Origin of the sequence: Petrotoga mexicana DSM 14811 (assembly GCF_002895565.1) — a bacterium.
GTDB classification, from domain to species: domain Bacteria; phylum Thermotogota; class Thermotogae; order Petrotogales; family Petrotogaceae; genus Petrotoga; species Petrotoga mexicana.
The window spans coordinates 169,784-183,625 of record NZ_AZRN01000012.1 but is presented as its reverse complement, the minus strand read 5'-3'; the positions used below and the strand labels follow the sequence as shown (position 1 = coordinate 183,625).

Here is a 13,842-nt window from a genome sequence, read left to right as displayed (position 1 = left end):
TGTCATTTGTTTGCAGTATTGTGCAAACAAAGATCTTTTAAAAAAAGAGATATCTAATATGATCTAATGCGAGAATTTTTCAATTAAAATTTGCCAATAATTTCCACAAACTCTTCTCTTTCTTCCCCTTCAAAAACATAAAAAGAAATAGCAGAAGGTTTTCTTTTCAACGTATATTTTTTCACGAATGGATTAATCTCTTTTGGTACTTTCGGTGTGAATTCTTTTGGTATATCCTTTAAATCATAGTACCTACCGTAATTCATTATGAACTTTTCTACTGTCTTTTTTTGTCTTATATCAAGATCAATGTAATTTTCTATAAACTCTTTTAAATTCTTTTTATTCAAGTCCTTCATAAACCTTTTTACAACTTCTTTCCTTCCCAAATAAAAAGGATGTTCGTTGAAGGTTATATTTTTGTTTGTGTGGATTTCTGGTTCTTGAATGTTTGTTAGTAAAGAATCAAAATCTATCTTTGGATTTCTTTCAAAGGTAGAGTTTATCAGCTCTTTCGTGTAGTAATCACATCTTTCTTCAGTTAAACTGTCATCTTCTATCTCTTTAATTACCTTTTTTAGATCAATCTCTTCTTTGTAGTAATGAGCGAGGTAAGATGTAAAGAGTTCTGATATTTGTCTTTTTTGTGGAAGGTTTTTAAACTTTTCAAGGTTTATCTCAAACTTTTTATCTATATCCTTCTTTTTCAGTTCTTTGATTATACATATAGGTGTGGATGTGGTGATTTCAAACTCAAGAGCATCTATTATGTTTCTCAAGGTACTTGGTTGAATGTGCTTTGTCTTTGCAGATAAAAACTCTTTTAATGTTCTTTCAGAAATGTTTATTGAATCTATGGGTGTCTTTTCTTTTCCTATCTCTTTCCTTATGAAAGCCCTCAGCGTTTTTGTATTTAAGTAATTTCTATTTCTATTTCTATTCCTAATATTCAAAACAAAACATCTGACATCGTGAATGGTATATTCAAACTCATTCCATATTATTTTTTTCTTATCACCACTCAACGATGAAACTAAACGTGAGAAAATAAAAGCGGTCTCATAAACCAAAGGATCGTTGTTATTCTTCTGTACTTGAAACATAGTATCGAGGGAATTAAAAACATTAAAGTTATCATCATCGAAATAGTAACCAAGATAGAATCCCAATGGAAAAATAAAAACTAAAGCCTTTTCTTTGTTTGTATCTTTCAACCACCAACATATATTATTTAAAGCTTGTACCATGCCAGAAGGATGTGGAATAGTTTTTAAAACCTTAAATGCTTCAACGTTCAAAGAAACTGCTTCTTCGTATCTTTCTTCGTTCTTTTCCCCTCTTGCTTTTGATAGCAATATGAAGCCTTTATCAACAGGGTTTTGTTCGTAATTTTTACTCCAATATCTTATCTTTTCCATACTTTCATCTGGTTCATAATACAATTCATGTATGTTTTTTAGAGTTTCTACAACAAGGCCTCTGACATAAACAGGTATATTATCAAAATTATCCTTTAGTTCGTCGAATACTTTTTTAACGTCCTTTTTCTGTTTAATTCTATTCAATATATAAATTTTTTGATCTAAGTAAAGATAATACAAACCACCTTTTTTTAACTTTTGTAACTCTTTATCTATTACCTCAAGGGCTTCATCGTATTTAACATCCCATTTTAATTTCAAAACGTTTATGTAATTGACAATGTTTTTATTTTTATCTGGTCTATCACTTTCTAAGTAATGAACAATATAATTTAAAATAGGTCTTATGAACTGTCCTTTATTCACAATTTCAATTAAAGATCGAAGATTCATTCTAAGAACCCCCCTATCCTCATGAAATATTTACACAACGTTATAATAATAGAATATTTATTTACTTCAATTCAACTTAGAAATTTCTCAAAAAACAGATCAAAACCATTCAAACATAATTGTACCATAATACAGATAAAAAAAGAAAAAGAAAATATGAGTAATTTAAAGATAACAAAAATTATCAAGTTTGATTTTTAACATAAGTATTTTTTGACCGATCTCTGTAATACTTTATCAATAAATATTTGAAGTTGATTAAAAAAACAGTGGAAAATCATATGGAAAAGGGTATGATTAAAATGAGGGATTGAATTATTTGGGATATTAGTTTTAAATTAAAAGAATAATTCAAGGGGATGAAAAAGGATGAAGAAATTCGTTGTTGTTTTGTTGATCACAGTTCTGGTGTTAGGTGGTATATTTGTTTATGAAGGGGATGATGATGAAATAGATAGGACAAATGGTTTAGAACCCACAGAGATTGTGAATGTTGTGGAAGAAGTAGAGTAAATGTTTGATCGATGCGTTTATTTTGTGAAAAAAGCAACATTTGAAAAAGCTTAGAATGTGGCAGTTAGGCATGTGAATTACACCAGGGGGAAGTTGTATGCGAAAAAATACAAACATATTCTAAAAACAATGCGAAAGAGGTGGGTAGATGAAAAATTATAAACAACTGGGCAATAAGTATGTAAAGATGAAAAAGGGTAGAACAACAGCGATTATTGTAACTAATATCTTAGCAATTGCTTTAGTTACATTTTTTTGGGTATATAGAACTGCATCTTTTAACGGACAGATAAATCAAATACTCCAATACACAGGTAACTACCATGCAGTCTTCGAAAATCTCAGTGAAAACCAAATAAAAATATTAAAAGAAGATCCAAGGATAATAGCCCTTGGAGAAAATAGGTCAGGTACTGCATCAATCATTGAAGGCACGAAGGGGACACTTCAAAGTTCAACTGTAATTTTGGTAACTTACAAAGACCCCAAAAAGATGAAGGAAATAACAAAAGATATCGCAAGGAGTTTGAGGATAGACGAAGATGATTATTATTTAAACAAAGCTCTCCAGAGCACAATCGAAATATATGGAGGGAACAATCTATCCACAATACTATTAACGATTCTCATTGTATCAGTAGCTATTACAGCTATATACAATATTTTGAACATATCAGTTTTGGAAAGGGTAAGAGAGTTTGGAAGGATAAGAGCGATAGGGGCAACACCAACACAAGTTCGACGTATTATATTTAGAGAAGCTTCCATGTATGCATTGGTTTCTATCCCCATTGGGATAATATTGGGATTCGTCTTACCTTACTTATTCTTACCGATAATTGGGTTAAGTGATGTTGCAAAAAACATACAAATAACCACCGGTATAATCATTGGATCTGCTGTTGTAGGAATAATTTCGATATACATTTCTTCTTTCTTACCTGCAAGAAAAACTCAAAATATAAGCCCTATGGAGGCAATTAGGATAACGGAGAAGTTGAAAACAAATAAAAAAAAGAAAAAAAGAAAAGAACATAAATGGGCAGAAAAAGCTTTTGGTATAACAGGGAAAATAGCAAGTCAAGATATGGAAAGTAACATAGGACAAACAAGAAAGACCTTGGTATCCATCACACTTTTGGTGATTTTGTTTGTTTCAATCGCCTATATAACTTCAAGTTTTGACCCTCTTCAAGCGGTAACAAAAACAATAAAATCAGATTATCTATTGGTAGATGAAAGATTGTCTATTAATGACGGCTTCTCTGATGAAACGTTGGAAGAAGTGAAAAACATAGAAGGAATAAAAGAAGTAAAAGGTCTTAAATATGAATCAAAGTATCATTTATCTTTTGATTCAGGAGTTATTGATGAACTTTATTTGAATCAAGATTATATGTTCGAGTATCAAAAAGAATGGTTAAATAGAACCGGAGAATACCCAGCTTATATCTTTATTTTTCCCTATTCAGATGAAATGTTGGAAGAATGCAATGAGTACCTATTGGAAGGAAGCATGGATATCGAAAAACTTAAAAGTGGAAATTATGTCATTGTTGAGTACACTTATGGATTTTTTAGTGAAGATATCTCTTTGGATAATTATCCGCTAAAGGTTGGAGATGAGATAGAACTGATACCTTTAACCATAGAGGGAAATAGTTTGGAGGAACTATCAAATTATCCAAAACTCGAAATCGTTGCTTTGATAGAAGAGGTACCGTATTACTTACACGAGAATAATCCTTTATATCCAATGATGATAGTATCAGAAGAAACCTTTAATAAGTTAAGCAATAGAAAAAATTACAGCCAGATATACATAAACCTCGCTGAAGATGCAGATAGAACATACGTAGAAAATCAGTTAAACGAGATAGCAACTTCAAAAGGAAGTTGGGAAGTAGTATCCTTTAGAAAGGTAATAGAAGATATAGAAAAAGCTGCACACACCACCGTCTATATTCTATACATATTTGGGACGGTAATTTTTCTTATATCTATCTCGAGTATAGCAAATTCGATCTCAACGAACATTCTAACAAGGACAACGCAATATGGCATACTAAGAGCGGTAGGTCTAAATGAAAAGAATCTAAGAAAGATGATGTTGATAGAAGGATTCTTATTTTCAGCAAAAGGAGGGATCTGGGGAATAATAGTTGGAAGTATTGTAGGGATATTTTGGTTTGCCATTATGGCAGCAAATGGAGCGTACATTAAATTTATGATCCCTTGGCTACAAATACTGTTGATATTCGTGGTAACGATACTATGTGGAATGTTGATAACGTTGATACCTTTTAATAGATTGAAGAAAACTTCAATAATTGAATCTATAAGAGATATAGAGCAATAACCTGTAAATGAGTTGACTATTCATATCCATACATATTATACGAGGAGGAGAAACGATGGAAATATTGAGAACGGAAGATTTAAAAAAGAAATATGGCGAAGGAGAAAATGAAGTCTGGGCGTTGAAAGGGATAACGATCTCGGCAGAAAAAGGAGAATTTATATCGATAGTGGGACCAAGTGGCTCTGGGAAAAGTACATTATTACATCTTATAGGTGGGCTTGATAGTATAAGTTCTGGAAAAATATACATTGAAGAAAAAGACATCTCTGAATTATCTGAAGAAGAATTAGCTAAGTTCAGAAGACAAAAAGTGGGATTTATCTTTCAATTTTACAATCTAATACCTGTTTTAACGGTAGAAGAAAATATCCTTTTGCCCATACTGTTGGATGAAAAAGAACCTGATATGGAATACATAGATGGTGTACTAAAATTTTTGAATATAAAAGACAAGACAAATAAACTTCCAAACCAACTATCGGGAGGGGAACAACAAAGGGTAGCCATTGCGAGGGCGCTGGCAAACAAACCGGCGATAATTCTGGCAGATGAACCAACAGGGAACTTAGACACAAAAACAGGATCGGAGGTTATGGAATTACTTAGAGATCTAAACAAAGAGTACGATCAGACGATGCTGATGGTAACCCATGATTTGAAATTAGCAAAACAAGCAGATAGAACAATAACCTTAGTTGATGGGAAAACAGAAAAAGAAGAGCACAATGCTAACAGAGGCCACATTTGTTGATGTGAAGAACGAGATAATAGTTTTGATCATCATGAGTTTACTGGCAATTCCTTTGGGATTGTTGTTGTTCAGATTTGGTTTCAATAAAGCAAGAGAAACAGGTAGTTTGATAGAGTATTGACAAGAAGAAACGGTTTAATGGCTTGTAAAAACATAGCGAAAAATTACAACTGTTTGCCGGCAAGTGGCAATCCTGCAGGGAAAATAGTAAAAAACTCGAAATGAGGTGATATAAATTACACCCGGATTTTCGAAAACATTGAAAAAAGCAAAAATAGAATTTGACAAAATCCATCATTATTTGGTGAGAGACCCTGTAGTGAAAGAAACCTTGTTTACCTCGAGTTCAACGGTTTATTCTGTTTTAAGAACTATTAACTTGTTTTTTTCTTTTGTTGTATTTATCCCTATTATAGGAAGCATATGGGATTTTAACTTACCGCATTTTTTAGGATACCTCTTAAGTGCTTTTGGTATTTATTTAACTTGGGTTTTTGAGTGGGTGACAAAGTCTACGATTCTTGAAGAAATACGTACAGTAACAATAATTCAAATTTCTTTACATAGTGTATTTGGGTTGTGGTACCACTTTTACGATTATTTTGAAATATACGATTTTATTATTCATTTTACGGGAGGTATTTGGCTTTCATTTCTTATATATCCTTTGGTAATGGGGTCTGAACTAGTTTGGACCAAGACGAAAATGCCTTTTTTCTTTCTAAAAATATTTGTTATTACCATTTCTATTGTTATGACAATAGGAGTGTTTTGGGAAATAGGAGAGTTTATTTCTGATCTAATCTTTAGAGGTTATCCTGGATACAGACTGGCCCAGGAAGATAGCCTTTTCGATACAATGGTAGATTTTATTGTAGACTTTATAGGGAGTCTTACTGGAATATATATTTTTTGGAACACTCTGAAAAGATTGAACAAAACTCGTGACATGGATTCCTTATTAGAAAGAATCGGATCAGCTTTAAAAGACTATGTGAATGCTTCTTAAAAGCGTTTATACGAGGGGATAACTTGTTAGAAATAACGATAGAAGAGCTAAAAGAATTATTGAAGTAGCTGTGTAGAAGACTAATTTAATATTAATGTCAAGTATTTGTTTTCTGCCTATAATTGTGTAAAATTTTGATATCACTCTTTTCTTAGTTTTATTTTTAGAAAGAGTGATATTTTTTTGTTTTTTTATAATTTAGTAAAAAATCAATGACATATGTAATATAATTAAGTTGAATTCAAAAATGAGAGGTGGTGTTCTATGGGGATATCTTTAGTTAGCGATAAATTCAAGAAAGAAGAGTCTAAGTTAAAAGCCTTGTTGAACGATTATTTAGACCTTATCAATAGGAATTCTTTTTTGATTAAAGATAAAATTGACGAAGTAAAGAGCGAATTCGAAACACTTTTCAATTTTGTGGTTGTAGGCAAAGTTAAAGCTGGTAAAAGCAGTTTTTTAAACGCTTTACTTGGAATTAAAGAAGGAGAAGAGAATATCTTTGAGGTTGGACCAGGACCTCAGACTTCCAAAATAACAATTGTTCGAAAGGGTCAAGGAAACGTTGAAACAAAAGGTGATATGGTTACAATCTACAAAGATTTGGATTCTTTGGAAGGAATAGAGATAATAGACACCCCAGGAACGGACACAATAATGGAGAAACATGAAAAGATTACTAGAGATTTTTTAGAAAATAGCAATCTGATAATGTTTGTTTTCGACTCGAAAAATATATACACAAAAACCGATTGGGAGTTAATCGAAAAGATTATCAAGGATTTGAAAAAAGATGTCATCTTTATTCTTTCCCAGAAGGATAGAGCTTCACAAGAAGAGATTGAAACAGCTAAAAAAGAACTTATAAATAGATGCAACAAAATAGATTTGAAAGATCCCAAAATCTTTTTAACTTCAGCTAAGTTAGAAATTGAATCCAAACCTGATAGTGGGTTCCAACAGGTTAGAGAGTATATTTTTAACGAAATAGGTAGTCATGACAAGAAAAGAATGAAATTGAAAACAATTATAGGTAAGATTAGAACTTCTGTTGACCAAAATAGCAAAATTTTGAATGAAAAAATCGAGGAATTAGAAGTTCGTAAGAGGTATTATGAAAGCGTTGAATTGTTTTTGCAAGAGAATCAATCGTTTTTGAATGAAAGGTTTGAGTCAATTAGCGATACTATAAAAAATTATTACTTGAGTAAGTTAACTGATTTGAAAGATTCAATCTTAAACTTTTATAAAACGCAGAAAAAAGTGAAGGAATTGATCGAGTACGAGATTACTAAATTTATAAAAGAGGGATCAAATATACTGGAAGAGAAAATAAAAAGAGAAATCACATATATTATCGATGAAGAAAAAAGAAGAATAGATAAATTTTTTGATAAAGAAGAAGTTGTTGAAAGATTAGGAAAGGATTCTTTTTTAAATGAAAAGTTAAAATCTGATGTTGATAAATTTTTTGATGATTTTCAGGAAGATTTGGAGAAAGAAATCAACACAATTTTAAATAGAACCTTTAAAACAGTCACGTTTAAAAACAAAAATCTATTGAACAGGTTATACATCTCTAAAAGTGTTCAGAAGAGATTGGATAATGAAATTTCTAATCAAATGAAGGCTTTAGAAAATACACTTAGAACTAATGTTGAATCTTTTTTAAATAGCTTAAAAGTAAAAATGCAAACAAGTATGTTTGAAAACTACGAAGCATTTAAAAACGAAATAAATAACCTAGAACATTTCAAAGATCTAAAGGGAAAAATTGATGAATACTCAAGACAATTGGAAGATATAGAGTCATCTATCAGCAGTAAGTCTTTTTAGTTTCTCTTATTTATGATATAATATTTCTATATTTTTAGGTTTGTGGAGGTGCTTTCTTTTTTGTTTGATCCCAATTTTATTAGAAATATAGCAATAATTGCACATATTGATCATGGAAAAACAACCTTGATGGATAGAATACTGGAATTGACGCATTCAATAGACGAAAGAAACATGAGAGAACAGTATTTAGATTCAATGGACTTAGAAAGAGAGAAAGGAATTACTATCAAATCACATCCGGTAAAGGTTTTTTATACTGGAAAAGATGGAAATGAGTATGAGCTAAATATTCTGGACACTCCCGGACATATTGATTTTACCTATGAAGTTTCAAGAAGTTTGGCAGCATGTGAAGGTGCTATTTTATTGGTCGATGCCACACAGGGTGTGCAAGCCCAAACGGTTACTAACACGTATTTAGCGTTGGAGAACAATTTAGAAATCATAGGTGCAATAAACAAAATAGATCTTCCCACTGCAAATATTGATGAAACAATGTTGGAGATAAATGATTTGGTTGGTATTGAAGCAGATTCTATAGTCCCCATTAGTGCTAAAACTGGAGAGGGCGTTACAGATTTACTGGAATTGATTATTCAAAAGGTCCCTTCTCCCCTTAGCAAAGGCAATACTTCAGACAAGTTGAAAGGTCTGGTATTCGATGCTAAGTACGATAAGTACAAAGGGATCATCGTTTATTGTAGAATATTTGGTGGGAAGGTAAAAAAAGGCGATAAGATTAAATTAATGGCATCTGAAGGAACCTATGAAGTTACAGAGGTTGGAATCTTTCATCCAGAGATGATAGAGACAGAGGATTTGTCCGCTGGCGAAATTGGTTATATTATAGCGGGGATAAAAGATATTGAGCAAGCAAGAGTAGGAGATACAATTACTGATGCGCTGAATCCCATAGATAAACCTCTTCCTGGGTACAAAGAAGTAAAACCGATGGTCTATGCTGGACTTTATCCAGGCTTACCTGAGTATTATGAGGATTTAAGAAAGGCTCTTGAAAAGTTGAAATTGAACGATGCCTCTCTTGTGTTCACACCCGAAAGTTCCCCCGCTATGGGATATGGTTTTAGGGTAGGTTTTTTGGGCTTACTTCACATGGAAGTTGTTAAAGAACGTTTGCAAAGGGAGTTTGAACTTGCCGTTATCCTTACTGTTCCGAGTGTAATTTACAAAGCCAAGCTAAGAAATGGGGAAGAAATAGAAATTACGAATCCTTCAGAGTTTCCTGATGAAGATTTGATAGAGAAAGTTTACGAACCTTTTTGCAAGTTGGATATTATCACGCCGCCTGATTATATGGGAGATTTAATCAATCTTGCTCAAGTCGAAAAAAGAGGTAATTTTTCTCATGTATCAAATGCAGGTAAAAATCGGGTAGTTTTACATTTTGAAATTCCTTTGGCTGATTTGATCTTCGATTTTTTTGATAAGATGAAGGCTATCAGTAAAGGTTACGCCTCTATGGATTACGAGATAACTGGATACAAAGAGTCTAATTTAGTGAAGTTAGAAATTTTAATAAATAGAGAGAAAGTCGACGCCTTGTCTTACGTAGTTCATGAGAGCCAGAGTTATACACTTGCAAGAAAATTAGTAGATAAATTAAGGGATTTAATTCCCAGACATCAGTTCGAGATACCTATACAAGCATATTGTAAGGGTAAGATAATAGCGAGATCCACTATTAAAGCCTTAAGAAAAGATGTCCTTCAAAAGTGTTATGGTGGAGATGTGACAAGAAAGATGAAATTGCTAGAAAAGCAAAAAGAAGGTAAAAAAAGGATGAGAGAGATTGGTAAGGTCAATATTCCGCAAGAGGCATTTTTGGCTTTGTTGAAAGTCAATGAAGATGAAGAATAGATTTGGAGGTGTCAAAGTTGGCAGGAGATTTAAAAGAGAGCAAAAGTAAAGGTAGAATCATCTACAGAATAATCTTATGGATTGCCGGTTTGGCTTCTTTATTTGTGTTTTCCTTGGTTATTAACCAACCATGGATTCTTTTTGCTATAACCATTGTAGCTCTTTTGAGTAAAGAGTGGCTGTTGGCATTTATAATTACTGGAATAAGAGGAACAGGCATTTTTGGGGCTATGGGAGAAGTTGAAATGTTGTGGATTACATTATGTATATTTTTTATCTTTATTTGGGGCCTTTTCAGATTCTTCTTTGATACTGATAGATTTTTGAGAAAAAAGGTAAGAAGTTTACACGCAAATCAAAAAAAAGAAAGGGTGTAGAAATTCTACACCTTTTTAAGTTATTTTTTATAGTCAATTTTGTTTGATGTTGTATTTTCTTTTTATCCTTTTGATCTCATCCCGGTACTTTGCTGCTTCTTCGTATTTTAATTCGGATGCCGCTTCGTACATTTTTTCTTCAAGCATGGCTAAGTAATCATCTGGAGAGAGGTTCTCCTCTACAGCGAATATATAATCTTCTTCTTTTACCTCGTTATCTTTGAACGGCGCAAATATATCTTCCGGTAATTTTTTAATGATGCTTCTTGGAGTGATGTTGTTATCTATATTGTATTGAATCTGTATTTCTCTTCTTCTATTGGTTTCGTCGATGGCGGTTTTCATAGCCTCCGTTATTCTGTCTGCGTATAGTAATACCTTTCCTTGAACGTTTCTCGCAGCCCTACCAATCGTTTGAATCAATGTTGTTTCAGATCTTAAAAATCCCTCTCTATCTGCATCCATTATGGCGACAAGAGAAACTTCCGGTAAATCCAGCCCTTCTCTTAGTAAGTTTACACCCACAACTACTTCAATTTCGCCGTTTCTTAGCTTTTTCACTACCTCTGACCTTTCAATTGTGTCCAGTTCTGAGTGTAGATACAATGATTTAATGCCCATTAGGTTCAAATGGTCGGAGAGAATTTCTGCATCTTTCTTCGTCAAAACCACCGCTAGAGCCCTTTCTCCTCTTTCTACGACCTCTTTTACTTCGGATATGAAATCGTCCACTTGCCCTTCCGTAGATTTTACTTCAACCTTTGGATCCACAAGCCCTGTAGGTCTAATGATTTGTTCAACTATTTGGTCTGATACTTCCATTTCAAATGGACCTGGGGTAGCTGATACAAAAACTATTTGATTGGTTCTTTCCAAAAACTCTTCGAATCTTAAAGGTCTGTTATCTAAAGCAGACGGTAGCCTAAATCCGTAGTCAACTAGGTTTTTCTTCCTCGCGTAATCTCCTCTGAACATTGCTCTTAACTGTGGTACGGCTATGTGGGATTCGTCGATAAAGGTAATAAAATCCTCGTCGAAGTAATCCAAAAGGGTCCACGGAGGGTCTCCAGGATTTCTTCCATCGAAATACCTTGAATAATTTTCTATCCCTTTGCAATATCCCAATGTTTGAAGAAATTCCACATCTTGACGTACCCTTTGTTCTATTCGTTGAGCCTCTAAAAGTTTTCCTTCCCTTTTAAAATATTCTATTTGGGTTTGCAGATCGGCATTTATTCTTTCAATAGCTGAAAAAATCTTTTCCTGACTGGTTACAAATTCTTTCGCTGGATAAATAGTAATTTTATCAAATTCTTCTATTATAGTTCTGTTGAATACGTCCAGAGCTTCAATCTTTTCGACTTCGTTATCAAAGAAAGTTACCCTTATTCCAAAATCTTCGTAGGGAGGAAATATTTCTAAAACATCACCCTTCCATCTGAAAGTTCCACCGAGATAATCTTTTTCTTGCCTTGTGTATTGCATTTTACCGAGTTTAATAAGGATCTCTCTTCTAGAATACTCTTCATTCACTCGCAAATAAAGGTTTATGTTGGAAAAGTCATCAGGGTTTCCCGATGCATAGATAGCTGAAACACTTGAAACTACAATTACGTCTCTCCTTGTTAAAACTGATTTTAACGTTGAAAGCCTCATTTTGACTAAAATATCGTTTATGTCTGCATTTTTTTCTATGTATATATCTCGCGAGGGGATGTAGGCTTCTGGTTGATAGTAATCGTAGTAACTTATAAAAAATTCTACTTTATTTTCTGGAAAAAACTCTTTGAATTCGTTGTATAGTTGAACAGCTAAGATTTTATTCGGGGAGAGCACTAAAGTTGGTCGATTCACGTTTGCAATAATATTAGCCATTGTATAGGTTTTACCAGATCCAGTAACTCCCAATAAAGTTTGAAATCTATAATTTTTATTGATCCCAGAAGAGAGTTCTTCTATTGCTTTTGGTTGATCTCCTTGAGGCTCGTATTCTGAACGAAGCTCAAACACAATAAATACACCTCCATTCAACCTCTGCTTTAGATTCTAGTAGATTTAGAATCTAAAGGTGAATCCTGCGCTGATTTTAAAATCATTTGTCGTTTCGATATTTCCTACCTCTTCAATGGGGAATAAGAAATTGTATCCTACTTCCGTGTATAATCCAAAGGTTTCGTTCATATAATAACTATAATCGATAACTGGTGTGAGTTTAAAGTAAACAGCCGACGAATCATCCGAAGCTGTAACACTTTTCAACCCTACTAAGATTCCCATCAAAAGGGTTGCATCCGTTTCTGATAGATAGTTAAGATAACCTAATTTGAAATCAAAATCACCATCAAATGTGTTTTCATCGAACAAGAACACAAAAGAAAATCCAGTATATAGGTGTTCATAATTATCGAATCCTGCTTCGAACCCAACACCGTTTTTTTCAAATCCTTCGTTAACGTAATATATTCTTGTGATGGTCTTTATTGGAGAAAGAGTTGGATTTTCCAATACGTAAACATTTTCATCTTGGTAGTTGAAATTTTTTAGGGCTTCGAGTATCTTCAACAAACTGTTGTTATCCCAGACTTCTTCGACTATTAATTTCCCACCGTGAAGATCATAGAACTCTCCGTTTAATTCTTTAGTGATTACAAATTCAAACATCATACCTTTTCTTATTCCAACGTTTCTGCCAGCATCTATATGAACATATTTATTTTCTATAGCGATAATATTGGCTTTTATTTTAAAAAGTTTGTTCAACTCTGTGGCGATAGAAGAGGCGAGATTATTGGCTGCGGATCTTCTTGAATAGTATAAAGCTTCAAAATCACTTGTACTAGCATTTATATATGAAGTGCCACTTGAAGTAAGAAGTTTAGAATAGATATTTTCTCCTGTGGAAATTTTGACGACGTTGACCTTCGCTAGTATACGATACTCCCACCATATTAATTCTTCGGTTTTTTCTAAGTCAGGGAAGCTTTCAAGTATTTGAATATGGACTAAAAAATCCGCATCTAAATTTTTCTTCATGTAATCTTCGTTTTCGAGCATTTCTCTAAGATTTTCTAATAACAGATCATCTTTTGTTAATACCCTATATTTTCCTTGTTTTTCAAGATCATCTTTTAAATATTGTTCCAACAAGGAACCAATACTGGAATCACCTTCTGTGTATATCAAAAAACTTCTTCTTAGATCGATAACCTCGCTTGACTGAGAAAAAAGCTGCAATAAAAAGATTGAAACAAAAATAGATAACATCAGGACCTTTTTCAATTTTCACCATCCCCTCAACT

The 13,842-nt window shown here is 33.0% G+C and carries 10 protein-coding genes; 7 read left to right on the top strand and 3 right to left on the bottom strand.

What is annotated here, in order from left to right; all coding sequences use genetic code 11:
- Positions 1-83: 83 nt before the first annotated feature.
- Complete coding sequence (locus X927_RS04090) at positions 84-1,814, bottom strand: hypothetical protein (RefSeq protein ID WP_103076826.1); 1,731 nt, start codon at positions 1,812-1,814, stop codon at positions 84-86.
- Positions 1,815-2,183: 369 nt separating this feature from the next.
- Between X927_RS04090 and X927_RS10160 the strand changes: the two genes are divergently transcribed.
- The 7 genes from X927_RS10160 (at position 2,184) to X927_RS04055 (ending at position 10,543) form a co-directional block, all read left to right on the top strand.
- Positions 2,184-2,327 carry a hypothetical protein gene (locus X927_RS10160; RefSeq protein WP_169925125.1) on the top strand — a complete coding sequence of 48 codons (144 nt, stop codon included), beginning with the start codon at positions 2,184-2,186 and terminating at the stop codon, positions 2,325-2,327.
- Between the two features lie 148 nt (positions 2,328-2,475).
- Positions 2,476-4,686: an ABC transporter permease gene (locus X927_RS04085; protein ID WP_103076825.1), complete on the top strand. Its 2,211-nt coding sequence runs from the start codon at positions 2,476-2,478 to the stop codon at positions 4,684-4,686.
- Between the two features lie 55 nt (positions 4,687-4,741).
- Positions 4,742-5,440 (top strand): ABC transporter ATP-binding protein, encoded by a 699-nt coding sequence (locus X927_RS04080; RefSeq protein ID WP_103076824.1) that lies wholly within the window; start codon positions 4,742-4,744, stop codon positions 5,438-5,440.
- A gap of 259 nt (positions 5,441-5,699) precedes the next feature.
- A complete protein-coding gene (locus tag X927_RS04070; RefSeq protein WP_245855467.1) occupies positions 5,700-6,449 on the top strand; it encodes a DUF2238 domain-containing protein in 750 nt (249 codons plus the stop codon).
- Between the two features lie 264 nt (positions 6,450-6,713).
- Positions 6,714-8,285: a dynamin family protein gene (locus X927_RS04065; protein WP_103076823.1), complete on the top strand. Its 1,572-nt coding sequence runs from the start codon at positions 6,714-6,716 to the stop codon at positions 8,283-8,285.
- A 60-nt stretch (positions 8,286-8,345) separates the two neighbouring features.
- Positions 8,346-10,166, top strand: a complete 1,821-nt coding sequence (lepA, locus tag X927_RS04060; RefSeq protein ID WP_103076822.1) for a translation elongation factor 4 — start codon at positions 8,346-8,348, stop codon at positions 10,164-10,166.
- Positions 10,167-10,183: 17 nt separating this feature from the next.
- Entirely contained in the window at positions 10,184-10,543 is a 360-nt protein-coding gene (locus X927_RS04055; RefSeq protein WP_103076821.1) for a hypothetical protein, read from the top strand.
- A 33-nt stretch (positions 10,544-10,576) separates the two neighbouring features.
- Here X927_RS04055 and uvrB read toward each other — a convergent pair whose 3' ends face one another.
- Entirely contained in the window at positions 10,577-12,553 is a 1,977-nt protein-coding gene (gene uvrB / locus X927_RS04050) for an excinuclease ABC subunit UvrB (RefSeq protein ID WP_103076820.1), read from the bottom strand.
- Between the two features lie 45 nt (positions 12,554-12,598).
- Entirely contained in the window at positions 12,599-13,822 is a 1,224-nt protein-coding gene (locus tag X927_RS04045; protein WP_103076819.1) for a hypothetical protein, read from the bottom strand.
- Positions 13,823-13,842: the final 20 nt, after the last annotated feature.